We start from the raw sequence: 25,114 nt of genomic DNA on the forward strand, positions 1-25,114 counted from the left end.
CTCGAAGGATCGTTTTTCTTTACAATAGGCAGGTCTCCTGGCTTACGCATCATCATGTTCGCTTTCCCTTCCCATATTCAATAATACAGTGGGTTCCTTTAAGCGCCATTCTGCGTTTACAGTGGCGGGACCGCGTTGGATTTTCACCAAACTTCCCTATTATCCTTAAATGCTCGATTACTTTAAGGACCTATTGCCTGAAACTATTCGTTTTTTTGTGACACGCCTTATTATAAAAGAAGATTCAGAACCTGTAAATGAATATTTTCTATAATTTGTCTTATTGACTTTTGCTTGCTATGCCAGCAGATTGAAAGGTAGCCATTTCTTTCATCATTCGAGCAGCTGCCTCAACTAATGGAAATGAGAGAGCAGCCCCAGTCCCTTCTCCTAACCGCAAATCAAGATTTAAAAGCGGTGATTTATGTAATGAAGCTAGTGCATGAGCATGCCCCTGCTCATGAGATAGATGACCAGCAATGAGAAAATCACTCACTTTTTCTTCTAAAAGACATGCTAACAAAGCAGCAGAAGTACTAATAAAGCCATCAAGCAGTACCGGTATTCTTTGTTCTGCAGCCTTAATGATCGCACCTGTCATTCCACCGATTTCAAGTCCGCCTACCTTTGATAAAATATCGATCGCATTATTAGGATCAGGATTTCTTTCCTCCAATGCTTTTGAAAGAATGGAAATTTTCTTTTCCAAACTTTCATTCGTTATCCCAGTTCCTTTACCAACAGCTTCTTCAATCGAACATCCGGTAATGACTGAAGTAATAGCACTTGCACTTGAAGTATTTCCAATCCCCATTTCACCAATAATCAGGCACCTTGTTCCTTCATCAATCAGATGCTGAGCTGCCTCCATCCCAATAAGAATTGCTTGATTAGCTTCTTCTTCTGACATGGCATTTTCAATTGCAAAGTTTTTGGTACCATATCTTATTTTTTTATGTAGCAGATGCTCATGTTGCAGGTCCCCAGCTACACCAATATCAACAATTTTGAGGATGGCATTAATTTGTCTTGAAAACACATTAATTGCAGCTCCTCCATTTAGAAAATTGTAAACCATTTGCATCGTTACTTCTTTTGGATAAGCTGAAACGCCCATATCACTTATTCCATGATCGGCTGCAAATACTGCAACACCAGGACGGCTGACGACAGGAAATACTTGATTTGTTATACCTGAAAGCTGAATCGCAAGCTCTTCTATTTTTCCTAAGCTTCCGATCGGTTTTGTTAGCGTATTAACATATTCCTTCGCATGCTCCATTTGTTCTTGGCTTAGCGGTTGAATAGATTGTAAGACTTCTTGAATTTGTCCATTTATATTCATCTGTTCTCTCTCTTTCTTTTTGCAAATTGTTCTATTTTTTGATTAAGCTGGCTGATATCGATAGCCGCTCGCACTTCCTCTGCTAAGCGGTTAAAATCATTTTCTTGTCGATCTTCATATGCTTCGCGCAGTATGTCAGGCTTGAGCCCCTTTTTCCACCGAAGATTTTTTAGAAACGACCACCTGAACTCATCATTATGAAAAATCCCATGAAAATAAGTACCTATACATGTTTCTTCTTGATTCTTACTGCCATCGACACCATCCTTTAATTGAATAAAAGGGGATACATGCGTTAGGCAAGTGGTCTTTCCCATATGAATTTCATATCCCGTCACATCCAGCTTTTCACCGCTAACCTCCACAGTACCTTTAGATCGTATCGTTATCTTTTCTTTCGTTAATATTGTGTGGATCGGCAGCAAGCCTAAACCTTTTATCTCATGTGTATTGGATTCAACCTGGTAGGGATCCTCAATCATGTCACCTAGCATTTGATATCCGCCGCATATTCCAAAGATGATTGCTCCATTTTGATGGGCTTTCAGAATCGCTTGATCAAGCCCTCTCTCTTTTAGAAACATGAGATCTTCTATTGTATTTTTACTTCCAGGTAAAAGAATGACATCAGGCTGTTCAAGCTGCCGGACATTTTCCACTAGCCGAACATGACAATCCGTCTCATAGTGGAGAGGGTCAATATCTGTGAAATTGGATATTCTAGGATAATGAATCACCGCTATATCTAGTTCTTTATCTTGATTTTTATGAATACTGTAGTTATTTAGACTTAATGAATCCTCAGCTTCAATTACTAAATCGTTTATGAATGGTATGACACCTAATACAGGCTTTCCTGTATATTCTTCGAACCATGTGAGGCCCGGTTCTAGTAGGGAAAGATCTCCGCGAAACTTGTTAATGATCACTCCAATAATCCGATCACGTTCATCTTGAGATAGAAGCTGCAAAGTACCAACAAGACTTGCAAAAACGCCTCCTTTATCAATATCCCCTACTAAAACAACTGGAGCATCAGCCATCTTTGCGATACTCATATTAACAAGCTCACGGTCATTTAAATTTACTTCTGCTGGACTTCCAGCACCTTCAATGACAATTCTTTCATATGAAGAGGCAAGGTTTTGATAAGACGATTGAATAATGGCTTTAGCTGTTTCATAATAATCACTGCGATAGCTTTTCGCTTCCATGTTTTTCAACGGTTTTCCATGAACAACTACTTGGGCTTCATGATCCCTGGTTGGTTTAATTAATATGGGGTTCATGTCTGTTGTGGCAATAACTCCTGCTGCCTCGGCTTGAATACCTTGTGATCTGCCTATCTCTTTCCCATCAAGAGTAATATAAGAATTTAATGCCATATTTTGTGATTTAAAGGGTGCTGTATGATAGCCATCCTGTGCAAATATCCGGCACAATGCCGTAACAATAATACTTTTCCCGGCATCCGAATGTGTTCCTTGGATCATAATCGGAAGCGCTGCTTTATTTGCTGCCATTATTTTTCATCTCCAAGCATTTTTGGATAAAGTTTTCGACCAGCTCTGGACATGATGCAAATTGGAGATGGGTGTAGCCAGCAATGACGTTGTTTGTTAGGCAGCCTTCATCTCCTTCGCTAAAGGATCCTTTTGTATAATAAGCGAAAGGTAACGATTCAATTGAATGATAAGAAGAATAGTGAAATTCATGACCACGAGCAATGAGCTTGTTTTGAAGAAGATAATTATCAGGATATCCGGAGACTTCTCTGTAGCCAAAGCCTGCAAGTTTTTCTCCCATTTTCATTTTTCCTGGAATAACCCCAACCATCGGATGAACTAAACCATCTAAGGTTTCAATCGCTTCTGCCAAATACATATAGCCTCCGCATTCAGCTATCGTTGGAAGCCCTTCAAGTATTTTCCGCTTTATTGATTCCTTGACTTCAACTTGATTTGCAAGCTCAGCTGCAAACTGCTCTGGAAAGCCGCCTCCTATGTATAATCCATCCGCCTCTTCAGGGATTGACTCACCATTCAAAGGAGAAAAGTAGATACATTCAGATCCGTATGCTTCGAGTAATTCAAGGTTTTCTCGATAGTAAAAATTAAATGCACGATCCTTGGCAATGGCTAACTTCACTCTTTTAGGTTCCCGTTTTTCAAAAATCGATTTCGCTGGATTTTTCTGTAATGGCTTTTGCTTGCTTAAATCTATGAGCTGATCCAAATCAATTGTCCCTTCAACTAATTTCGCTAATTGGTCAAAAAGGCTAGTTAAATCACCTCGTTCTATAGAAGGGACAAGCCCTAAATGCCGTTCTGGCATTTGAATGCTCGTATTGGCTAATAGATAACCGCATACCGGGATGTCACACTCCTGTTCAACCGCTTCTTTAATGATTTGAAAATGACCCATGCTTCCAACCTTGTTTGCGATAACACCAGCGATATTTACGTCTGGCTCTAAAAGCTGATAGCCTTTCACTATTGCAGCTGCACTTCTTGCCATCTTGCTGCAATCAACGATTAAAATCGTTGGGCAATCAAGCAGCATGCTAATTTCTGCTGTTGAACCTTGATTTGAAAGAGCGGACTTGCCATCATAAAAGCCCATAACTCCCTCAATAACAGAAATATCTGCACCATCACTGCCATTTACATATACTTCCTTTAACACTTCTTTTGAAAACATCCAGCTATCCAGATTCCGTGACGGTCTTCCTGTAACAGCGGTATGAAAACTTGTATCTATGTAATCAGGACCGCATTTAAAGCCTTGAACTGTCAAACCTCTTTGTTTTAGTGCAGCCATTAAACCAATTGTAATCGTTGTTTTGCCCACACCGCTGGAAACTCCTGCAATCACTAGTCGCTGTGCAGTCACGGCGCTTCCCCCTTTTATTATGCTAATATTCTATTCCTTTAACCGCTGGTATCCCAGTGTCATAATAATGCTTTTCCACATCGACAACAGAAACTAGATCAGCGAGTTCCTTGATTTCTCCTTTTGCATGTCTACCTGTTATAACTAAATGCACATGTGAAGGCTTGTTTTTAATTAGTTCCATGACTTCCTGAATTGGAAGAACATCATCAATTGGAAATGAATCGATCGCGAGTGCATTATTCAATTCATCTAAGACAACAACATCATATTTCCCTGACATAACCGTTTCTTTTGCTGTCTTCCATGCTGATTCAAGTGCTTTTCGGTGAACCTCAGGAGTTTTTGTCCATGTAAAGCCCTCACCAAGCTGAACCATTTCAACTCCTAACTTTTCTAACGATATCTGTTCACCATATGACCTTCCCTTTGATTTAATAAATTGAAGAATCTTTACTGACATTCCCTGTCCGATTGCACGTACACATAGACCAATCGAAGCAGTCGTCTTCCCTTTTCCATTACCTGTAAAAACAAGTGTTAATCCTTTTTGTTTTTCCAACACGAACCCCTCCTTGAATTGTTGAAAATAAAAAACGCCTTTCCTTTATTAGGGAGAAGGCGGGAGTTAAAAAGATTAAGAGTAAAATTGAAGAATTTCTACATCAATGCTGCTCTCGTTCTTTCAAATCCCCTTTCCTCGAAGGCTACTTGAACCAAACAAATAGGCAGGTCTCCTGGCTTACACTTCCTTGCTTACACAACTCCCTTCCCATAAGCATCTGGTTACAGTGGGCTTCTGTCATGCAGCTCTGTGATTACAGTGGCGGGACCGCGTTGGACTTACACCAACTTCCCTATTATTCTTAATCCTATTAAGAACCTATTTGCGAAATCGTTATTTAGTTGAATCTAAGTCATTATAAATGTAGGTTTACGAGTTGTAAATATATCTAAAAGAAAAAAGTAGTTATCTATAATATAGTTATGTAAACTAATAAACAAAGAAAGAGCCCGACGAAGATCATGCAAGTGTCAGGCTCAAATGAATTTATGACCACCACAAACGGCTCGTTTAGTGGTAATTTGAAAGACCTTTTCATTTTTTAGTTAACGTCTTTATCCAGATTTTAACCATTTAAAAAATCCGATTGTTCCCTTCCCTTCACATGAGGAACATGAAATGACACCCTCACCAGAACATGTATTGCACTTGTGATTTCCGAAATCAAACCCTTCACCTGAACAGTTTTCACAGTTTATAAGTCTAGTTCCGCTACAGCTTTTACACTTCATGAGTTTCCCTCCTGCTTCTACTATATTTAAGGAGCATTATTAAACGAAAAATAAAATAAATAGTTAAAATTTTGCTCCCATAACAGTATATTTACGTTCAGGAATTGATATGATTTTCCCAAGTTACAATTAAATTATATATTTATTACAACATGTAAGAGACCTAAGTATCTTATAACTCATAACGGTTGACATAATCCGACTAATTCTTGTGCTAATGTCTATTTATGCGCTTACCTGGGAAATGTTGCACCTGCTTGAATCTTTCTCTTATCTTTTTTCAATTTTCAAGCAATTCAATGCTTGCTTCGCCAGTTCCTTTGCATTATCAACAGTATCCGAGGTTGAGAGGGCAACAGCGATTCTTCTTCCAACTTTAGTCACTGGTTTTCCGAATATTCGTAGCTGAGTGTTCGGAACAGATAATGCCTGATCCACCCCTTCGACTGTATAATCATTCATTTCTTTCAGAGCCTTTAATGGACGACTTGCCCCAGGTGCTAAAAGGGTAATTTCAGGAATCGGAAAACCTAAAATTGCTCTTACATGTAGAGCGAACTCTGATAAATTTTGGCTGACTAATGTAACTAACCCCGTATCATGCGGCCGCGGTGATACTTCACTGAAATATACTTTATCCTTTGCAAGAAAAAGCTCTACACCGAAAACACCATATCCGCCAAGTTCATCAGTGATTGCTTTGGCAATTGCTTTTGCTTCTTGAAGTTGCTGCTCTGTTATGAAATGCGGCTGCCATGATTCAATATAGTCGCCATCTTTTTGAACATGTCCTATTGGTTCACAATACATTGTCCCATTAACCGCTCGAACGGTTAATAAGGTGATTTCAGAGTCAAATGGAATAAACTCTTCAATGATCACTCGTCCATTTTGCACCCTTCCTCCTTCCATTGCTATTCTCCAGCACTCCGCTATCGTTTGTTCTGAATGACATACACTCTGTCCCTTACCAGAAGAACTCATTAATGGCTTAATAACACATGGAAAACCAATTTCTTTTGCACCTTGCACAAATTCCTCATATGTATCAGCAAATTTGTAGTTAGCTGTAGGAAGCATAAGCTTTTCAGCAGCAAGACGGCGGATTCCTTCACGATCCATTGTCAGCTTTGCAGCACGTGCGTTAGGAATGACCTGAAACCCCTCATCCTCCAATTTGATAAGCTCTGAGGTTGCAATGGCCTCGATTTCCGGAACAATTAAATCAGGCTTTTCCTTTTCAATGACTTCCCTTACTTCCTTTGGATCAAGCATATCTATTACATAGCTGCGATGTGCTACCTGCATCGCAGGTGCATCCTCATATCTGTCTATTGCGATGGTCTCAATACCGAGACGTTGTGCTTCAATTAGAACCTCTTTACCTAATTCACCTGAGCCTAATAAGACGATTTTCTTTGTATGATACATGCTACCAACCCTCTCTTATTTAGTTAACGCTATTATAAACGAACGTTAAATAAATAAAAAGAAGTTTTATTCGTATTTCAAATCAGAAGCTATGAATATAAGGTATATTTTTCTCAATACCTTTATGGGAACCGTATATTAAAAAACTCTTCTTAAATAGTTTTAAAAAAGGTATGTTCTACACCGATTGCTCCACCCCTCACTATCAACCATTATAAAAAGCAGACAGGCTCCTCCCCATCCGCTTTCGTGTATTTTCATACCAATTTCACTTTATAGTTTCTTAATAATTTGGCGGTGGTGACCATTGTAAGGATGTAATTTGCAGATCTTCCAGTAGACGTATAGGCACAGGATGTTTAATGTCAACAACCCACATTTCTCTTGCTGTCCCTTGATCATTACAGCCAGAAAGATAAGCAATTTTCCTATTATCAGGCGACCATGTAATAGGAGTGGCGAAACAATCTGAAATAGCCCATGTTCGATCGTTTTCCCCTTTTCTTCCCGAAGAGCGAATGAAAGAAAAATACCCTCTATCTTCAAATGCAGTTGCACTATATGCGAGATGCAGCGAATTTGGCGACCATTCCGGGAAGTAATTTTTTCCGAACGGTCCGCCACTCACTTCAACTGTATTTCCAGTTGCTATGTCAACAGTATGAATGATGGATATGCTTGCTCCAGGGGTTGTAAATAATGCATATGTCCCGTCTGGTGATAATCGGACATTATTTAGGCGTCCTTCTGTATTTCTGGTGATAACCCGCTTTTCTAATCCATTTGTTTTGATTCGGAAAAGCTGACTAAAACCAGCAGAATCCGGTGCTTGAAACAGCAATTCATCTCCGTTAGGAAACCATTGAACATCAGTAGCCGCAGGCTCCCTGATCCTTTGTGCTTGATGGAGGGTTACATCATATAGAACAATCTCATCATTCTTTGTATAGACAAGCTTTTGATTATTTGGCGACCAATCTAGGAAGATTCCGAGCCCTGCCTCAAACTGGTCAATTTTTGCCACACTTCCGTCATCTAAATGAACGACATAAAGAATGTTATTCCTTCCTACAAAGGCAATTTTTCTTAGGTCCCAAGACCAAAAGGGTACGGAAAAACTGTCTGCTAATTGATTTGTCAGCCTGACTTTCTTTCCGCTGCTCGGGTAATACAACCAAATATCATAGCCGTCTTCTCGATTGGATGTATAGGCGATTATTCCGCTTACGAAAGGTGGCGTGTATGGTATTTTTAATTGCATCCCCGGGTAAATCACATTCGTTTGAAGCTGATTGACAATTCTTATTGGCTCAGGGTTAATATATCCTCCTACAATGACATTGAAGCGTTTTGCAATCTGATAAAGGGTATCTCCCGGCTGAACAGTGTAGTAGGGAACACCAGGCGGAACGTTTAACAGATCCCCTGCTTGAATGGTATATGGAGGCTGTAGTTTATTTTCTTCGACAATAATGGATTGCGGTATACCAAAATACTGGGATAGCTTAAAAAGTGTATCTCCTTCCTTAACTCGAATCGTTGTTACACCTGGCGGGATCGAGAGCTGCCCCCCAATATAAATCGTATACGGCGGAAGTAAATTATTTGCAGCAATAAGGGAATCAACCGGGAGCTCCCAACGTGTCGCAATTTGAAACAATGTATCCCCTGAACGCACGGTGTAAAACATTTGCATGATTATCCCCCCTAAACCATCAATCTTTTATGAAAAACAATGACATTAACCTTTTATTTATAAGTTCGTATTAAGGTATTTAATTTAGTTACGAGGAACCTGTTGATAAAAAATCTATATCTTTAAAGCTTATTCTTTTAGAAAGATGTCCTAAACCAATTTTCTCAAAAATGATTTAGAGCATCTTGGAGTCTTTCCGCTTTAGGGGGTTTTGTTTTTACTCTCCGATAAAATTAGGCTGTCTCTTTTCTTTAAAGGCTTGCAGTCCTTCTAACCGATCTTTAGTTGGAATTGTCCGTTCATAGGCACTTCTTTCGATAGCGAGTCCGGAATGTAAATCGACTTCAAAGCCATTATCAATCGCAAATTTTGCTTGTGTAATAGCGATCGGTGCATTTTTGACTATCTGATTCGCTATAGCTAACGCTTTATTTAGCACCGATTCAGCTGGAACCACATATTCAACTAATCCTATTTGCTTTGCTTCATTTGCATCAATCCTTCTCGCGGTATAAATCAATTCCTTTGCTTTTCCCTTCCCGATCAATCTTGGTAAACGCTGTGTACCGCCAGCGCCAGGAATAATACCAAGTGAAGTCTCGGTAAGAGCAAGCTTCGCTGTTTCAGATACAATTCGAATATCGCAGGCCAAGGCCAATTCTATTCCACCGCCGAAGGCTGCCCCATTTATCGCAGCAATCACTGGCAACGGCAATGCTTCTAAATCATTTATTGATTCGCGTATTTTTGCAACAGCCTTTTTGACCTGATTCTGATCCATTTTAGCCCGTTCCTTTAAGTCCGCACCTGCACAAAATATCCGTTCACCTGCTCCAGTAATGACCACACATCTTACCAAAGGGTCGAATTTTATTGAAGATATGGTCTCTTGAAGTTTTTCTAAAAGCAAGAGAGATAGTGAATTACCTGCTTCAGGACGATGTAATGTGATCATCACAATACCGTTGTTTAACGTCGAGATTACTAGTGGATTACTCATCCAACTCCTCCCTGTTCAACATTCCTTCTTTTATGTTTTTCTATTAATATATTTGTCTATAAAAGCTGTTGTTGTGTCTCCAGACCGGAACTTAGGATGTTCAGCTACACTTTGCAGCATAGGAATATTCGTTTTAATTCCTTGAATTTCATACTTTGAAAGTGCTGCTTGAAGTTTATCAATTGCCTCATCACGTTCTTTTCCTTTAACTACAAGCTTTGCAATCATTGGATCATAATAAGGGGTTACCATTGAGGCTTCATGGATACCGAGCTCATGGCGGATACCAGACCCCTGCGGGATATTTAGCTTCGTTATTTTACCCGGGGATGGATAAAAGGTTTTTGGATCCTCTGCATAGATTCTTACTTCAATCGCATGGCCGTCTTTTTTAACATCTCCTTGTGTAATTGTTAAGGTTCCACCTGTTGCAATTCGAAGCTGCTCAGCGACTAAATCCAATCCGGTTATTTCTTCGGTGACAGGATGCTCGACTTGAAGCCGGGTATTCATTTCCAGAAAATAGAATTGCTTTTGTTCATCTACCAAAAATTCAATCGTTCCAGCATTTTTATAACCGATTGATTTTGCTGCGGTTACCGCTGCCTCCCCCATTTTTTGTCGAACAGTCTCATCTAAAAAAGGGGATGGGGCTTCTTCAACAACCTTTTGGTGACGACGTTGGATCGAGCACTCGCGCTCCCATAAATAAATTGTATTTCCAGCGCCATCGGCAAGAATTTGTATTTCGATATGTCTTGTATGTTCAATATACTTTTCCACATACATCGACCCATCGCCAAAAAAATCTTTGGCACGTTTTTGATTTCCTTCAAAGGCTTTCCGAATTTCATCATCACTTTTTACGATTTGCATGCCTATTCCACCGCCACCAGCTGAAGCTTTGAGCATAACCGGGTAACCAATTTGCTTTGCTGCAGCGATCGCTTCCTCAGCATCTGTTAAGGGAAACGATTTCCCTGGTACAACCGGTATACCTGCAGTTTCCATTGCCTTCCTTGCTTCAATTTTGCTACCCATGAGTGCAATTACATCATGTGATGGTCCGATAAATACAATTCCCAATTCCTCACAGCGCCGGGCAAATTCAGGATTTTCCGAAAGGAGCCCATAGCCCGGATGAATAGCCTCAGCTTTTGTTTGTAATGCCACTTCAAGAATTTTATCGATATTTAAATAGCTCTCGGCTACCCGTGGACCGCCAAGAAAGCAAGCCTCATCAGCCAGTTTGACATGCGGGGCATCCGAATCGGCTTGTGAGTAAACACCAATCGTATAAATCCCTAATAATTTACATGTTCGCATAATTCGTACAGCAATTTCACCTCTATTAGCGATTAATATTCGTTTAAACATCCATTCACTCCTTTTTGCCTAACATCCTATTTGTCTGGCAATTACCATCCGCTGAACCTCTGATGTTCCTTCCCCGATTTCCAAAAGCTTTGCATCACGGAAAAATCGCTCTACCTGATATTCCTTCATATATCCGTAACCGCCATGAATCTGAATGGCTTGGTCACAGACCTTCATACACATTTCTGATGCAAATAATTTTGCAATCGCCGCTTCCTTTTTGAATTTTTTCCCTTGATCCTTTAACCATGCTGCTTTATACACCATATTTCGAGCCAATTCAATATTCATTGCCATATCGGCCAATTTAAATTGGATCGCTTGAAACGCAGATAAGCTTTTACCAAATTGCTTGCGTTCTTTCGAATATTGTAAGGATTTTTCATAGGCACCCTGTGCGATGCCAACAGCCATAGCGCCAATTCCAATTCTTCCTCCATCTAATGTCGCTAAAAATTGTTTAAAGCCATTCCCTTCTGTTCCAAGAAGATTTTCTTTAGGAATCGTGACATTTTCTAAAATGAGTTCTGTCGTATTTGAGGCATGCAAACCCATTTTTTCGTAATTATTTACCACTGAAAATCCGCTTGCATCTGTTGGAATAATAAATGCACTAATGCCTTTTGTTCCTTTTGCCTGATCAGTTACAGCCGTAATGGCCAGATTTTTTGCATAGCTCGCATTTGTAATAAAACATTTTGACCCATTTATTACCCAGTGTTCTCCTTGAAGAGTGGCCTTTGTTTGTGTTCCGCCTGCATCTGAACCGGCATTAGGTTCAGTTAGGCCGAATGCACCTAAATATTCTCCTTGACAAAGCGGTGTTAAATATTTTTTCTTTTGTTCTGGGGTACCGAATAAATGGATTGGTGCAGCACCTAAAGAAATATGGGCCGAATAGGTGATACCGGTTGAGGCGCAAACTCTGCTTAATTCTTCCGTCACGATGGCGAAGCTGATTGTATCTGCACCGCTGCCGCCATATTCTTCAGGAAAAGGGAGCCCCAGCATCCCGAGCTCTGCCAATTGCTCAAAAATTTTTTCTGGAAATGCACCTGTTCGGTCTCTTTCATTCGCTCCAGGTGCGACCTCTTCCTCTGCAAATTCGTGAATCAAGTTGCGAATCATTTCTTGTTCATTTGTTAAATCAAAATTCATCGCGCTTCAATCCTTTCTTATTTGCGGTCAGATAAAATCTGTTTCTATTTAACTAAAAAGCTCCAACCTTAGTCTGGTCGTCGATGATTAAATCCGGCTCCGTAACAGATTGAATATCTTCTACTGAATAGCCCTTGGCCGTTTCCACAAGTCTTAAACCTTTACTTGTTACATCGATTACAGCGCGTTCGGTGATAATCTGATCAACTACCCTTTTTCCTGTTAATGGAAGCGTGCATTGTTTTACTATTTTTGCCTCTCCTTGTTTTGTTGTATGATCCATGATGACGATAATTTTTCTTGCTCCATGGACAAGGTCCATCGCACCTCCCATGCCTTTAATCATTTTGCCGGGAATCATCCAATTGGCAAGATCGCCATTTTCTGATACTTCCATGCCTCCGAGTATCGCTAGATCGATATGTCCGCCGCGAATCATCGCAAATGATTCAGCACTGTTAAAATAGCTCGCACCCTGGATGGCTGTCACCGTTTCTTTTCCTGCATTAATTAAATCTGGATCCACCTCAACATTTTCTGGATAAGGGCCGATTCCAAGCAAACCATTCTCAGATTGCAGTACGACTTGCTTGTTAGAAGGAATATAGTTTGCCACAAGAGTGGGCATTCCAATCCCGAGATTTACATAAAAGCCATTTTGAATCTCTTTTTCTGCTCTTCTAGCAATCTTTTCTCTACTATTTGCAGACATACGAAACCTCCTTTACATTATTTCTTATTTTTATGTTGAATTGTTAATCGTTCGATCCGTTTTTCTTGTTTTCCAACAAGCAATTTTTGTACATAAATTCCTGGTGTATGAATATGATTAGCCGGCAGCATCCCTTTATCCACCAAATTCTCGGCCTCAGCTATTGTGACTCTCCCTGCGGCAGCAATCATCGGATTAAAGTTTTGCGCGGTTTTATTGTAGATAAGATTACCGCTTTTATCTGCTTTCCAAGCACGGACCAAACTGAAATCCGCTGTCAGCGCTTCTTCCAGTAAATATTCCTTCCCATGAAAAATACGAGTTTCCCTGCCCTCCGCAATTGGCGTTCCTACACCTGCTGGCGTATAAAACGCAGGAATTCCGGCACCACCGGCACGAATTTTTTCTGCCAATGTGCCTTGAGGGATAAGCTCTACCTCAAGCTCACCATTTAATACCTGACGTTCAAACTCCTTATTCTCTCCTACATATGAGGAAATCATCCTTTTTATTTGTTTCGTTTTTAAAAGTAAGCCAAGTCCCCAATCATCAACACCGCAATTATTTGAAATCACGGTTAGATTTTTAACACCAGTATGACAGAGCGCTTTGATTAAGTTCTCCGGTATCCCGCAAAGCCCAAAGCCGCCAACCATTATGGTTGCACCGTCTTTGATTTCACTGACTGCTTCTTTAAAAGACGATAAAATTGGTTTCAATTTGACACCGCTCCATTCTCTTTATGAGGTTAAACAGGATAAACAGGGTGTTTTCGCTGTGAAAAAGGGAGATACTTTGTTTGATATGCTTCAAACCTTGTGAGTAGTTCTTTTCTTAATGAGTTAGGCGGGATAATTCCGTCGATAATCATTTCTGATGCAAGTCGATAAAGATCGATGTCTTTTTTGTATTCCTCCCGTTTTTCTTCAATAAAAGCCTTCTGCTCTTCTTTTGGCAACTCTGCGATCTTATTAGCATAAACTGCGTTTACTGCAGCTTCCGGTCCCATCACAGCAATTGATGCTGTCGGTAGAGCCAGGCAGCAATCTGGTTCAAATGCCGGTCCTGCCATTGCATATAGCCCAGCACCATACGCCTTGCGAACAATTATTGATATTTTTGGAACGGTCGCTTCTGACATAGCGGAAATCATTTTTGCCCCATGTCGAATGATTCCTGCTCGCTCCACCTTCGTCCCAATCATGAAACCAGGGATATCAGCTAAAAATAACAAGGGAATATTAAACGCATCACATAACGTAATAAACCTTGCAGCCTTATCTGCTGAATCATGAAATAGGACACCGCCCTTTACTTTTGGCTGATTTGCTATGATCCCGACCGATTGGCCATTTAACCGACAAAAGCCTGTAATAAGTTCTGGAGCAAACAATGCTTTAATTTCAAAAAATGAATCCTGATCGATCATTCGATCAATTAAATCCTTCATATTAAATGGAGCATTCTGATTTTTTGGAATGACATCTTCTAATGATTGATCATGAGTTTTAGGAGGGAGTGCTTCTTTTAATGGCGGTCTTTCCGAAAAATTGGCTGGTAAATAAGAGAGATATCTGCGTGCTAAAGAAATGGCCTCTTCTTCAGAATTGGCCAAAATGTCACCACATCCTGAAACAGTACAATGCATCCTCGCTCCTCCCATCTCTTCAAGCGAAACGCGTTCTCCTATAACCATTTCTGCCATACGGGGTGAACCTAAATACATGGATGCATTCCCGTTTACCATGATTACAACATCACAAAAAGCAGGGATATATGCTCCTCCTGCAGCCGAAGGTCCAAATAAAATACAAACTTGTGGAATTTTCCCCGATAGTTTCACTTGATTGTAGAAAATTCTCCCTGCACCACGTCGGCCTGGAAACATCTCGATTTGATCTGTAATTCTCGCCCCTGCCGAATCAACTAAATAAATCAGTGGTACACTAAGCTTATCCGCTGTTTCCTGGATTCGGATGATTTTCTCAACTGTTTTTGCCCCCCAGGATCCTGCTTTTATAGTGGAATCATTAGCCATAACACAGACAGTTTGCCCATTTACTTTCCCGATACCCGTGACAACACCATCTGCCGGTAAATGGTCTTCCATACAATTAGCCAGTAAAGCATCTTCTAGTTGTAAACCGTTGTCAAATAGTAATTCAATTCGTTTCCGTACAAAAAGCTTTCCCTTTTCCGCATTTTTATCATGGTATTTAGATGCTCCTCCTTTTTTTATCGTTTCCAGCTTTTCTTGCAATGCTTTTTCAAGCGACATAGCCGTTCCCTCCTATAAAACATATAGCCTGATTGGAATTTAACTGCTGCTACATAAACAACTGATCAAAATTCTTTAACAATGAAAAATGATTTCAAACCTAAAGGAAGCGTTTACATTGCTTTTCTATCGTATAATCTTCAATCGTATTAAATGGGCAAATGACAGTGTGTTACATTAATTCAATTAACACATCACCATCGTTTACAAAGTCACCTTCATTTATATTTATTTTTTTTACTGTACCCTTACACTCTGAAGTAATTGGAATTTCCATTTTCATTGATTCCAGGATGATAACATCCTGTCCCTCTTCGACTGTATCCCCAACTGCAACTAAGATTTTCCAGACGCTTCCCGCCATATTTGTCATAATCTGCATTCATATTCAGCCCCTTTCATTTATGTTATAAAGCTTTTATTATTTAAAAATAACTGCCTAGTTATATACTATTCATGTAAAAGCTAGTTATAATCAACAATGAATATTTGAATTATTTAAACTATTTGAGATAACCATTAGAAAAAGAAAAGTCAACGTTTTCACGTTGACACTGTTAGATTGTTCTAAAGACTTCCTATTTATCTCGGCAATTTTTGCATACATTTAGCAATTGATTTCCTTCTCTTTTATATGGATATAATAATTTTATTCTCGTTCTCCCACAAATCGGACATGTACCTCTGCCTTTAGAAGGTAATTTTTTCAGTGATTTTCCGCGATATCTTTTTGCCATTAACCTTCATCCTAACTGTTTTTTAGTTACAATTTATTTAATGATAATAAGAACTAAAAATTGTTAGGCATTTATTAGGGTTGGCCAAAAATATTTTTTTATTAAAATATTTCTTGCTCCTTGTGAGCTTTTAAACTTCTTGATTTAACAGGAAGCTTGTAAATTGCATCTAATACCTTTGTCCCAATAAATTGACAAAGTAATGCGTAAATAATAATGTTCCATGAAACAACAATTCCTGTTATACCTAATAAGATTCCATTAATCAAAAAAAGTGCTTTGCCTGGTGAAAATCCAAAAGCCCTTGAAAGAATCAAGGCTAAAATATCCATTCCGCCTGAAGAGGCTCCCATTCGGAACAATATTCCTAACCCTAAACCAAAGAAAACTGATCCGAAAGCAATATCAAGTAAAACATAAGATAATGGATCTTTAATCAGCGGGGAAATCCAGTTAATCACCGAAGATGTAACGGTTACACAGTACATTGTCCACAGCGCACTCTTTTTACCGAGCCATTTTACTGCTGCAAGTAACAACCCGGCATTTAAAAACCAAAGTGAATAGGCATATGGAATATTCAATAGGATATTTAATAATACCCCAAGACTTGCAGCACCACCTGAGGGTATAAAGTGCGGAAATAAAAAAACAGCCATTGCTAAGCCTTGCACAGATGCGGCAATTCCAAGTATGATACATTTTACAAGTATATTCATTTGCAGATCTCCTAGCTGTCATTAAAATATGAAAATATAAGACAATTTATTTTACCATAAACAATAAAAAGGACTTCGTAAAACACCTCCAGATGATATCTTGTATGGATTTTTCTTCGCTCTGTAAAAAAACATATCTGTTATTTTTTTGCTTCAGCTTTTAGCTTTTATACGTGCCGACAGAATCCTTCTCGCTTCAGTGTGTCAGTTAGTTCTCCCTATGACACTTTAGCTGAGTCTCACATACTTATTCCTTTTCTTTTCACCTTAGCGTACTGTTGTATTGTACATAACAATTCTGAGCTGATCGTTAATCATGAGTAAGGCTTATGCTGGCCAAAACTCAAAAAATAAGCTGCCATTCATAAGTGGCAGCTTAACCGATTAAAATATATGATACCTCTTCCTTATCCATTTACATACTTATTCTCCCTATGTTTCAGCTGATGGCTATTGTTTGCTTTCTTTTCGATTTTATTAATGATCACAAATAAAACACATAACTCTGCCAGCATTCCAATTGATTGAGCCAATGCACCGATCTTTCCGTTCCAGTAAGGAAATAGACTTGAAGTTAGCAATAAAATGAGGAAGGTAAACAATAAATTGGTTGATTGGGAAATAACCATAATTTTTGTTTGCTTCCTTACCATTAACAGTCCATTACAATAATCAATAAATGGAAAAACAAGTGTCATAAGCATAAACACTTTTAAACTATCCAAGCTTGCAGCAACCAAGCGTTCATTAGCACCTAATGCATGCTCAATTACATATCCTCCAATAGGTGTAAAGCAAAAAACAGCTAATATACAAGTTGGAATAAATCCAATCATTAATGTAAACCTCTGCACTTTTTGCGGATGATCCTTATAAAAGGTTAAAACAATTTGATGAATATAACTAAAAAAGCTTAAAAAAAGCTGAGCAATACTTAAAGCAATTGCATATGAAGCAATCGCTAACTCTATTTCACTCGTTTTACCTAAAAAGGAATTAATAATTGGTCCTACCATTACAATAATGAGAGATGAGAGGATTAAAGGATTGTAAAAATTAAAAATTTGCGACTTCTTCGTTATTGTATGTTGTTCATCATTATCTACCATTTTTTTGACCAATGCTCGCCCTTCGATAAAACTTATCAGACATTCAACGATCATTCCTGATAAAAAGATGATTGCTCCTGTCTGCGCATTAATATTACCTGATCGAATAAATAGAAGGGATAATCCATACATGACAATTAACCGAATGATCATGCCAATTGTCAGCCATTTCGTTTGTCTATTTAAAATGATAACCCCTTGAAATAAACAGCGGATCGCAGAAAAAAAGGTGACGATGATAAGAATTTGATAAACATCGACTATTTGAACGATCATATTGGAATCTGCTCCAAAGAAGGTTGAAAATATCCATTTCCCTGCTGGAGTGTAAGCAATTGTTCCAGCCACAATCATTAAAGCTGCTACGACATATGCCGCAACAGCAGACATTACTTTAAACGATACCCTGTCCCTAACAAGTGCCGAGCATGCATTCCTCAATAAGACACCGAGACGTTCTGTAATCCCAAATAAACTCATTGCGATGACATAGCTTGCAATAACAACCTCTGCATTTTCTCCCCTTGTTAACGTCCCATTAATAATCATGTGGGAAAACGTTACTAAGCTAGCAGATAACCCTAAGGGGACAAAGAACCTTAGAATCTTCTTCGTTGACAGCCCATTTTCTGCTTGATCAAAAATTTTTCCCATCTCCCTTATTAATTTTAAATCTAGACAATCTCTTTCTTGTTTTTAATGATTTTACCAGATAATGAAAACGCATTCTATAATATTATCATTATTTTTTTCTTTTAGAACTTTAATTTATCCCTGTCAAGCAGAAAAAGGGAGAGAAAAACGTTTCTCACCCTTCTGATCTAGATAATCGTTCAATAACGGTTGCTAATAATAATGTGCGCTCCACTAAACTCGGTATTTCCAAATATTCTTTTTCACTATGAGCATTTCCGCCAACTGGACCTAATCCGTCAATGGTTGCTACACCTAGTGAAGACGTATACGAGGCATCAGAACCTCCACCAGTAGCTGTGTCTTCAATCTCGACACCTAATTCTTCGCCAACATCTTGAATAATACTAAGCAACTTGCAGGTTTTTTTATTTTTTTCCATTGGCGGGCGATTCATTTCACCTTCAAGAATGATTTTTGTACCAGCAACATCAGATGATGAACAAATTTTTTCAAGACGTTTTTCTAATAATTTGACTTGCTTCATTTCCTTTATCCGGACATCAATATGTGCCTCAGCATGATCTGAAACGGTATTTGCACTTGAGCCGCCTTCAATCAACCCGACATTTACACTGATCCCTTTCTCATGGTCGGAAAGTTCGTGTAATTGAATGATTTTATGGGCTAACTCTTCAATTGCACTTCTGCCTTTTTCAGGTTCAATCCCTGAATGTGCTGCTTTTCCTTCCACAATAAGTGTATAATTTCCTTTTCCCCTTCTAGCAGAAACAATTGAACCATCTTTTCTTGCCGGCTCTAAAACGAGAGCATATTTTTTTCCTTTAGCTTCCCTTTCAATAATTTCTCTAGAGGTTGGTGAACCGACTTCCTCGTCACTATTAAAGACTAATCGAATGTTTTTATAGCCTTTATACCCTTCATTTTTCAATGCCTTAACTGCATACAGAAGAGCCGCATGGCTTGCTTTCATATCAATCACACCGGGGCCATAAGCCCGATTTCCTTTGATATGAAATGGCCTTACCATTGCCGTGCCTTTTGGATACACTGTGTCCATATGAGCGAGAATAATGATCTTCGGTTCTTTTGCATCTTTATGCTCAATGATTAGGTGGTTACCGTATTCCTCTTGCTCCTCAATAAAAACATTAAAGCCTAACTCTTTATAGCAATCTTCCAAAATTTGTCCTATTGAATCGACACCTTTCTTGTTATGAGAACCACTATCAATATTTACAAGCCTTTTGATGAATAGCAGCATTTCTTTCTGATGAAGTTGTAAAAACGATTCCATGAAGTATTGCCTTCTTTCTTTCCTACTGATGAAATTTAATTATATTGATTTTATCAGAATGGCGGTAAATAGGTAAGAGTTCCTAATTGAAATTTTGAAAAAAATCACGCTTTTACACGTTACTTGATCAAATTTTTCAGAATTTCTAAATTTTTATAACGAATATTTTATTATTCATAATTTTATGATAAATTAAATTATACTACTTTGAGAGGAAGCTAAAATATGTCACAATTTAAAAATATTACGATTGAAAAAGAGGCAAATATTTACTTTGAGGGAAAGGTTTCAAGCAGAACCCTTTTATTTGCCGACGGTACAAGAAAAACATTAGGCATTATGCAGCCAGGTGAATATGAATTTGCAACAAGTGTAAAGGAAGAAATGGAAATTGTCTCAGGAAAATTGGAATATAAACTTCAGGGTGAAAATTGGAAAACAATTGAAGGAAGCGGTGTGTTTTACGTTCCTGCAAATGAAACATTTCAAGTAAAAGCAAATACAGTTGTTGATTATTGCTGTTCATATATAAATGAATAATCAAGCATAAAAAATGTCGACGGTTATCTCGTCGACATTTTCTCTTCCTCGACCGTTTCAACTAATTTAAAAAGAAAACGATAAATGATACACATCGCCTCACCTAAGGTAATCTCTTCGTTAAAACCTTGAAGACATTCCAATGATACATTCAAATCCCACATGCCATCCTTTTGATTGTATATAAGATCAAATGAAACATCCTTACAAACAGATTCTTTAATGAGATAGTTTCTAATCACCTTTTCATGCTTCTTCTGAAGCTTAAGGCCAAGCAAAGCATCATATGTTTTGAAAACATCATCGACTTCTAAAGAAAGCGCATCAACCCCTATTAATTCAAGCCACTTCGTTTCGATATAAATGAATTCATCCATATGCTCTTTTAAATACTTAATAGGTCTAGTTAAAAAAGAGGATGTCTCTGTATCTATTACTTCTTCTGTTTCCTTTATCCCTCGTTCTATATATGCATCATCAAAACGAGTGATCGGCTTTTTTTCTTTGAAGATAAAGTTTTCTCTAAGATTATCATCGATTATTTGGTGCATTTCAATATAGTCTTTTTCCTCTTTGTAAATTTCAACTATTCCACCCTTTTGTTGGTTCTTTTGAAGTTTCTCAATTTCTGTTACGATAAATTGTTTTAATACATCTTTTAACAATTTTTCTATCCTCCAGCTAAAATTTCCTTATTCTATCATTATACCCATTTACACTAAATTAAATGTAGGGTCAAGTTCAATGTATACCGGGCAATGATCACTACCCAATACGTGACAATGTGCCTGAGAATCTTTTAAGTATCCAGCCAATTTTTTTGAAAGAATAAAATAGTCAATTCTCCAACCGATATTTCGTTCCCTGACTTTGTTCATATAAGACCACCACGTATAGACATCCTGTTTTTCAGGATATAGAAACCGAAAGCTATCAATAAAGCCAGCTTCGAGTAAAGAGGTCATTTTTCCTCGTTCTTCTTGAGTAAAACCTGAGTTTCCGTGATTTGATTTTGGATTCTTTAAATCGATTTCCTGATGTGCAACATTGAGGTCTCCGCAAAGGATAACCGGTTTGATTTTATCCAGATCTAGTAAATAGTCGAGTATTTGATCCTCCCATTCTAATCGGTAGTCAAGTCTTGACAAATCTCGTTTTGAATTCGGTGTATAGACAGTGATCAAATAATATTGATCAAATTCTAATGTAATGATTCTTCCTTCTGGTTCAGGATCAGAATCACCTAGCCCGTAAGAAACAGAAATCGGTTTATGCTTTGTAAAAACGGCGGTGCCTGAATACCCCTTTCGTAACGCATAATTCCAATATTGATGATACCCTTCAAGCTCTAATTCAATTTGACCTTCTTGTAATTTTGACTCTTGGATACAAAAGATATCCGCATCCATTTCCTTAAAGTAATTAAAAAACCCTTTTTTCACACATGCTCTAATCCCGTTAACATTCCATGATACAAGTTTCATTATTGAGTGCTCCCCGCTTCTATTATGTCCTATAATTATATATATTTAGTGGCAAAATTGCTATTTTTATATACTATAGTTAGTAATAGTTTTTATTGTCCCAAATTACCCATTAACAGAGTAAATACGAAATGCTTCCATTGTTATAGGTTTACTGCATGTTAAGATTGGGATAAATATTCATATGAATTTATGGAAAAATAATAAAAAAAATAGGAGATCAAATATGATATTACAGCCAAATTCTTTTATCTTTAATTTAACCATAGCAACTATTTTATCTATTATTATTGGACTGGAGCGTCAGTTAAAGAAAAAGCCGTTAGGTTTAAAAACATGCTTAGTGATTGGAATCGTCAGCTGCTTATTAACAACTGTTTCAATTGAAGCTTCCGAAAAATTTGCTGAATCCTATGTAAGACCAATGGATCCCTTAAGGCTGGCAGCTCAAATTGTTTCCGGGATTGGTTTTCTTGGAGCGGGTGTGATTTTAAGAAGGAATAATGATATGATTTCAGGACTTACTACCGCTGCAATGGTTTGGGGTGCAGGTGGAATAGGAATTGCTTGCGGAGCAGGCTTTTGGATTGAAGCATCGATCGCAACATTGTTGTTAATCGTAAGTGTGGAGATTATCCCGTTTATTTTTAAGTTTATCGGACCAAAATCCCTTAGAGAACGAGAACTAAAAGTTAAAATTGTTGTTGATGAACACGATAAAATGACTGATATCCTTAAGGAGCTTAAGCTTAAAAAAATGAAAGCGAAAAAAGTGCGAGTAAAGGATATAAAAGAAGGTGAGATGCAGCAATTAGAGCTAGTCCTGATCGTTAATGAAAATTTATATGTGACAGATGTCTATTACTCATTAAAGCAAATCAAGCATGTCATTAATGTTGAAATGGAATCTCTCTAATAAAAAAAGCGCAAGGCGCTAGCATTCGGCGACAAGCATAAGTCAAATAGGAATAGAAGGTGTTATTTACCTTCAATTCCTATTTGACTAAACCCTAGAGGCAGTCAAAAACGCGACGTCCTGTCGCATTGACTGCACTTGCACATCCTGTGCTTCGCCGATGGTGCTTGGAGCTAGACACTAAAACTAAGTACAAAATTTTATACTTCTTAAACTTTAACAAAAGCGTAAACGCCTTGTTCAGCCTAGGGCAAATAAGGCGCTCTTTGCCTTCAATTCTAGAGGGGCTAGGCGCTGGAGCTTATACGTGAGCGCTTAGCCACAGTTCAAGAATTTTATAATTTCCTGGCAACAATAAAACCACCAGTGGCTGTTTGACGTCACAATTGGAGGTTTTTGTTTATTTTAGATGCTGTAAATGAACTCCACCAATCCACCAATCAATTCCGATCAAATCAATCCGATTTGCTTCCCCAGACAAAACACGTTCGCCAAAAGAAGTAATAGTCAATATTGGATTATGCTGTTCTGAACCATACATTGGGAGCAAGCCATTGGTTTTTAGTAATGCTTGATCACCTTTTACTAACTCATTTAACAACGCAGATAGATGCAGATTACTTAAACCTTCATCCTTCAAAGAAGGAGCAATTTGATGAAATAAATCCCTAAAAGAAACTGGTTTTGTTGCAATCGCATTAAGAGCTATGCTTTCAATTATATTTAATCCTGTTTTAGCTGAAGGAAGATAGCTTTCATGTCTTGTTAATACATCTAACAAAAAAGGCAATTCATGATCAATATCTGCTACCCACTTTTTTACCTCCTCTGAATCGGACGAAGTATAAACTCTCCACCCCGCTTCAGCTTCATTTACCTGCTTACTTGAGACGGTTTTTCTACTGTGAAAAAGCTCCAATAATTGATTACCATGTAATTGACTTAATCCGTAAAAGGGAGAGATACCTGGATAAGAATTAACACTAACCATCGATATATTTAGATGATGCTGGTTCGCTAATTGTGTAAGTATGTACATGAGCATCGTTTGATCATAACGGTCATGCTCAAACCAGAGCACAACTTCCTCATCATGCGGGATCTCAGAAAGCTGAGCTAATTGCTTGTGACAAATTGCACTGAATAATGATGAAGGGATTTCCAGCTTTTCATCAAAAAAAGCGGCCCTTCTCGTTATTAACTCCTCATTTGACCATGAAGAATGGAAAGGACCAAAATCATACATTTCCCTCCAACTCATAATTTTACCGCTTAATCCTTGTAATTTACTTGCGAGAATATCGCCATTTACGATATGGATCATCTGTTTTTCACCTCTTAATGCTTATCACTAACAGATTCAACCTTCAGATCAAAGAAAAATTAGCATGTGAATGTGCTTTCCCCTTAAACTTATAACCAACCATACAGATTCTTACTTGTTTATTAGTTAAGCCCACCACAGCTCTTTTGCTCCTTCCTTAATTAATTTATCTTGTAAGAATTCAACCGCTTTTGTAAATCCTTCTTCAATGCTCATTAGCCCATCTTCATGTTCGATGCTAACCGCACCTTCATACCCGATTGTTTGCAGGCTGCTAATGATTTCTCTCCACGTATCTTCACCATGACCATAACCTACAGTACGGAATACCCAAGAGCGGTTTGCGATATCCTTATAGCTTTTTGTATCTAATACACCATTTAATAGGTTGTTTTGACCATCAATTCTTGTATCTTTTGCGTGGAAATGGAATAACGCATTTTCCTTGCCAAGTGCTTTGATACACGCAACAGGATCCATCCCTTGCCAAAAATAGTGGCTTGGATCAAAGTTAGCACCAATTTGTTCGCCACACTCATGTCTCAAGCGAAGCAATGTTTCCGTATTATAAACGACAAAGCCTGGATGTGGCTCAACTGCAACACGAACATGATGTTCTTTTAAAAATTGATTTTGCTCGCGCCAATATGGAATCACCTTTTCTCTCCATTGCCAATCAACAACCTCAGAGAAATTATTCGGCCATGGGCATGTGATCCAAACCGGATGCAGGGAAAAGTCTGATTCTCCAGGGCATCCTGAAAAAGTTACAACATTTTCAATCCCTAACTTCGAAGCAAGTCTTACAGTATCTTGAAAAACCCAATGATGTTCATTCGCAATTTCTTTATTCGGATGCAGAGGATTACCGTGGCAGCTAAGAGCACTAATTTGGATGCCACGAGATTGGAATGCCTCTTTAAAAACAGCTAACTTTCTTTGATCAGCCAATAATTCTGCAGGATTGCAATGGGCATTGCCTACATATCCACCTGTGCCAATTTCTACAGTATCCAGTCTGGATTCCTTAATATAATCCAATGCTTCATGTAATGACTTTTCTGAAAACAATACAGCGAAAACTCCAAGTTTCATCTCAATCTCTCCTTCTACATAAATGAAAATGTTGTTTATTTCATACTGTCTGCT

General features: G+C 38.3%; 23 protein-coding genes and 2 riboswitches. Of the genes, 2 read left to right on the forward strand and 21 right to left on the reverse strand.

Annotated elements, in window-relative coordinates; translation table 11 throughout:
- Nucleotides 1–10: 10 nt before the first annotated feature.
- Nucleotides 11–209: riboswitch (cobalamin riboswitch) on the reverse strand.
- A gap of 71 nt (nt 210–280) precedes the next feature.
- From cobT to ACSVDH_RS17190, 17 genes are all read right to left on the reverse strand, one after another.
- On the reverse strand, nt 281–1,345 hold the full coding sequence (gene cobT, locus ACSVDH_RS17110; protein ID WP_439251457.1) for a nicotinate-nucleotide--dimethylbenzimidazole phosphoribosyltransferase: 1,065 nt from the start codon (nt 1,343–1,345) through the stop codon (nt 281–283).
- Nucleotides 1,342–2,868, reverse strand: coding sequence for a cobyric acid synthase (locus tag ACSVDH_RS17115; RefSeq protein WP_439251458.1), 1,527 nt, complete (start codon nt 2,866–2,868; stop codon nt 1,342–1,344). The genes cobT and ACSVDH_RS17115 overlap by 4 nt, the downstream gene beginning before the upstream one ends.
- Entirely contained in the window at nt 2,855–4,237 is a 1,383-nt protein-coding gene (locus tag ACSVDH_RS17120; RefSeq protein WP_439251459.1) for a cobyrinic acid a,c-diamide synthase CobB, read from the reverse strand. The genes ACSVDH_RS17115 and ACSVDH_RS17120 overlap by 14 nt, the downstream gene beginning before the upstream one ends.
- A gap of 22 nt (nt 4,238–4,259) precedes the next feature.
- Complete coding sequence (locus ACSVDH_RS17125) at nt 4,260–4,802, reverse strand: cob(I)yrinic acid a,c-diamide adenosyltransferase (protein WP_439251460.1); 543 nt, start codon at nt 4,800–4,802, stop codon at nt 4,260–4,262.
- 145 nt (nt 4,803–4,947) lie between these two features.
- A riboswitch (cobalamin riboswitch) is annotated at nt 4,948–5,139 on the reverse strand.
- Nucleotides 5,140–5,803: 664 nt separating this feature from the next.
- Complete coding sequence (purT, locus tag ACSVDH_RS17130; RefSeq protein WP_439251461.1) at nt 5,804–6,964, reverse strand: phosphoribosylglycinamide formyltransferase 2; 1,161 nt, start codon at nt 6,962–6,964, stop codon at nt 5,804–5,806.
- A 283-nt stretch (nt 6,965–7,247) separates the two neighbouring features.
- Nucleotides 7,248–8,660 (reverse strand): LysM peptidoglycan-binding domain-containing protein, encoded by a 1,413-nt coding sequence (locus ACSVDH_RS17135; RefSeq protein WP_439251462.1) that lies wholly within the window; start codon nt 8,658–8,660, stop codon nt 7,248–7,250.
- Between the two features lie 217 nt (nt 8,661–8,877).
- Nucleotides 8,878–9,660: an enoyl-CoA hydratase gene (locus ACSVDH_RS17140; RefSeq protein WP_439251463.1), complete on the reverse strand. Its 783-nt coding sequence runs from the start codon at nt 9,658–9,660 to the stop codon at nt 8,878–8,880.
- A gap of 30 nt (nt 9,661–9,690) precedes the next feature.
- Entirely contained in the window at nt 9,691–11,037 is a 1,347-nt protein-coding gene (locus ACSVDH_RS17145; RefSeq protein ID WP_439251464.1) for an acetyl-CoA carboxylase biotin carboxylase subunit, read from the reverse strand.
- 18 nt (nt 11,038–11,055) lie between these two features.
- The gene (locus ACSVDH_RS17150) at nt 11,056–12,195 is read right to left on the reverse strand and encodes an acyl-CoA dehydrogenase (protein WP_439251465.1); all 1,140 of its coding nucleotides are present in this window, start codon (nt 12,193–12,195) and stop codon (nt 11,056–11,058) included.
- 52 nt (nt 12,196–12,247) lie between these two features.
- Entirely contained in the window at nt 12,248–12,907 is a 660-nt protein-coding gene (locus ACSVDH_RS17155; protein WP_439251466.1) for a CoA transferase subunit B, read from the reverse strand.
- Nucleotides 12,908–12,924: 17 nt separating this feature from the next.
- Nucleotides 12,925–13,626: a CoA transferase subunit A gene (locus ACSVDH_RS17160; RefSeq protein ID WP_439251467.1), complete on the reverse strand. Its 702-nt coding sequence runs from the start codon at nt 13,624–13,626 to the stop codon at nt 12,925–12,927.
- 29 nt (nt 13,627–13,655) lie between these two features.
- Nucleotides 13,656–15,185, reverse strand: a complete 1,530-nt coding sequence (locus ACSVDH_RS17165) for an acyl-CoA carboxylase subunit beta (RefSeq protein ID WP_439251468.1) — start codon at nt 15,183–15,185, stop codon at nt 13,656–13,658.
- Between the two features lie 172 nt (nt 15,186–15,357).
- Complete coding sequence (locus tag ACSVDH_RS17170; protein WP_299088428.1) at nt 15,358–15,567, reverse strand: acetyl-CoA carboxylase biotin carboxyl carrier protein subunit; 210 nt, start codon at nt 15,565–15,567, stop codon at nt 15,358–15,360.
- Nucleotides 15,568–15,763: 196 nt separating this feature from the next.
- On the reverse strand, nt 15,764–15,922 hold the full coding sequence (locus tag ACSVDH_RS17175) for a hypothetical protein (RefSeq protein WP_518616727.1): 159 nt from the start codon (nt 15,920–15,922) through the stop codon (nt 15,764–15,766).
- A gap of 101 nt (nt 15,923–16,023) precedes the next feature.
- Nucleotides 16,024–16,641, reverse strand: coding sequence for a YitT family protein (locus tag ACSVDH_RS17180; protein ID WP_439251469.1), 618 nt, complete (start codon nt 16,639–16,641; stop codon nt 16,024–16,026).
- A 407-nt stretch (nt 16,642–17,048) separates the two neighbouring features.
- On the reverse strand, nt 17,049–18,404 hold the full coding sequence (locus tag ACSVDH_RS17185) for an MATE family efflux transporter (protein ID WP_439251470.1): 1,356 nt from the start codon (nt 18,402–18,404) through the stop codon (nt 17,049–17,051).
- Nucleotides 18,405–18,558: 154 nt separating this feature from the next.
- The gene (locus ACSVDH_RS17190) at nt 18,559–19,701 is read right to left on the reverse strand and encodes a M20 family metallopeptidase (RefSeq protein ID WP_439251471.1); all 1,143 of its coding nucleotides are present in this window, start codon (nt 19,699–19,701) and stop codon (nt 18,559–18,561) included.
- 225 nt (nt 19,702–19,926) lie between these two features.
- Here ACSVDH_RS17190 and ppnP point away from each other — a divergent pair, with 225 nt between their 5' ends.
- On the forward strand, nt 19,927–20,241 hold the full coding sequence (gene ppnP, locus ACSVDH_RS17195) for a pyrimidine/purine nucleoside phosphorylase (RefSeq protein ID WP_439251472.1): 315 nt from the start codon (nt 19,927–19,929) through the stop codon (nt 20,239–20,241).
- 23 nt (nt 20,242–20,264) lie between these two features.
- Here the strand turns inward: ppnP and ACSVDH_RS17200 are convergent, their stop codons facing one another.
- Nucleotides 20,265–20,906: a branched-chain amino acid aminotransferase gene (locus ACSVDH_RS17200; RefSeq protein ID WP_439251473.1), complete on the reverse strand. Its 642-nt coding sequence runs from the start codon at nt 20,904–20,906 to the stop codon at nt 20,265–20,267.
- 48 nt (nt 20,907–20,954) lie between these two features.
- The gene (locus tag ACSVDH_RS17205) at nt 20,955–21,725 is read right to left on the reverse strand and encodes an exodeoxyribonuclease III (protein WP_439251474.1); all 771 of its coding nucleotides are present in this window, start codon (nt 21,723–21,725) and stop codon (nt 20,955–20,957) included.
- Between the two features lie 226 nt (nt 21,726–21,951).
- On the opposite strand from ACSVDH_RS17205, the gene ACSVDH_RS17210 reads away from it, so the two are divergent.
- Nucleotides 21,952–22,641, forward strand: coding sequence for an MgtC/SapB family protein (locus ACSVDH_RS17210; RefSeq protein ID WP_439251475.1), 690 nt, complete (start codon nt 21,952–21,954; stop codon nt 22,639–22,641).
- A gap of 400 nt (nt 22,642–23,041) precedes the next feature.
- Here ACSVDH_RS17210 and ACSVDH_RS17215 read toward each other — a convergent pair whose 3' ends face one another.
- Together ACSVDH_RS17215 and ACSVDH_RS17220 are read right to left on the reverse strand one after the other, a co-directional pair.
- The gene (locus tag ACSVDH_RS17215) at nt 23,042–23,965 is read right to left on the reverse strand and encodes a DUF1835 domain-containing protein (protein WP_439251476.1); all 924 of its coding nucleotides are present in this window, start codon (nt 23,963–23,965) and stop codon (nt 23,042–23,044) included.
- A gap of 126 nt (nt 23,966–24,091) precedes the next feature.
- Nucleotides 24,092–25,060, reverse strand: a complete 969-nt coding sequence (locus ACSVDH_RS17220) for a sugar phosphate isomerase/epimerase family protein (protein WP_439251477.1) — start codon at nt 25,058–25,060, stop codon at nt 24,092–24,094.
- Nucleotides 25,061–25,114: the final 54 nt, after the last annotated feature.

Origin of the sequence: Metabacillus sp. Hm71 (genome assembly GCF_051842955.2) — a bacterium.
Classification (GTDB): domain Bacteria; phylum Bacillota; class Bacilli; order Bacillales; family Bacillaceae; genus Metabacillus.

Excerpts from the sequence above, each read along its gene's own strand:
- cobT (WP_439251457.1), bottom strand. The coding sequence starts at position 1,345 with ATGAATATAAATGGACAAATTCAAGAAGTCTTACAATCTATTCAACCG.
- ACSVDH_RS17115 (WP_439251458.1), bottom strand. The coding sequence starts at position 2,868 with ATGGCAGCAAATAAAGCAGCGCTTCCGATTATGATCCAAGGAACACAT.
- purT (WP_439251461.1), bottom strand. The coding sequence starts at position 6,964 with ATGTATCATACAAAGAAAATCGTCTTATTAGGCTCAGGTGAATTAGGT.
- ACSVDH_RS17135 (WP_439251462.1), bottom strand. The coding sequence starts at position 8,660 with ATGCAAATGTTTTACACCGTGCGTTCAGGGGATACATTGTTTCAAATT.
- ACSVDH_RS17140 (WP_439251463.1), bottom strand. The coding sequence starts at position 9,660 with ATGAGTAATCCACTAGTAATCTCGACGTTAAACAACGGTATTGTGATG.
- ACSVDH_RS17145 (WP_439251464.1), bottom strand. The coding sequence starts at position 11,037 with ATGTTTAAACGAATATTAATCGCTAATAGAGGTGAAATTGCTGTACGA.
- ACSVDH_RS17150 (WP_439251465.1), bottom strand. The coding sequence starts at position 12,195 with ATGAATTTTGATTTAACAAATGAACAAGAAATGATTCGCAACTTGATT.
- ACSVDH_RS17155 (WP_439251466.1), bottom strand. The coding sequence starts at position 12,907 with ATGTCTGCAAATAGTAGAGAAAAGATTGCTAGAAGAGCAGAAAAAGAG.
- ACSVDH_RS17165 (WP_439251468.1), bottom strand. The coding sequence starts at position 15,185 with ATGTCGCTTGAAAAAGCATTGCAAGAAAAGCTGGAAACGATAAAAAAA.
- ACSVDH_RS17170 (WP_299088428.1), bottom strand. The coding sequence starts at position 15,567 with ATGCAGATTATGACAAATATGGCGGGAAGCGTCTGGAAAATCTTAGTT.
- ACSVDH_RS17175 (WP_518616727.1), bottom strand. The coding sequence starts at position 15,922 with ATGGCAAAAAGATATCGCGGAAAATCACTGAAAAAATTACCTTCTAAA.
- ACSVDH_RS17180 (WP_439251469.1), bottom strand. The coding sequence starts at position 16,641 with ATGAATATACTTGTAAAATGTATCATACTTGGAATTGCCGCATCTGTG.
- ACSVDH_RS17185 (WP_439251470.1), bottom strand. The coding sequence starts at position 18,404 with ATGGGAAAAATTTTTGATCAAGCAGAAAATGGGCTGTCAACGAAGAAG.
- ACSVDH_RS17190 (WP_439251471.1), bottom strand. The coding sequence starts at position 19,701 with ATGGAATCGTTTTTACAACTTCATCAGAAAGAAATGCTGCTATTCATC.
- ppnP (WP_439251472.1), top strand. The coding sequence starts at position 19,927 with ATGTCACAATTTAAAAATATTACGATTGAAAAAGAGGCAAATATTTAC.
- ACSVDH_RS17205 (WP_439251474.1), bottom strand. The coding sequence starts at position 21,725 with ATGAAACTTGTATCATGGAATGTTAACGGGATTAGAGCATGTGTGAAA.
- ACSVDH_RS17210 (WP_439251475.1), top strand. The coding sequence starts at position 21,952 with ATGATATTACAGCCAAATTCTTTTATCTTTAATTTAACCATAGCAACT.
- ACSVDH_RS17215 (WP_439251476.1), bottom strand. The coding sequence starts at position 23,965 with ATGATCCATATCGTAAATGGCGATATTCTCGCAAGTAAATTACAAGGA.
- ACSVDH_RS17220 (WP_439251477.1), bottom strand. The coding sequence starts at position 25,060 with ATGAAACTTGGAGTTTTCGCTGTATTGTTTTCAGAAAAGTCATTACAT.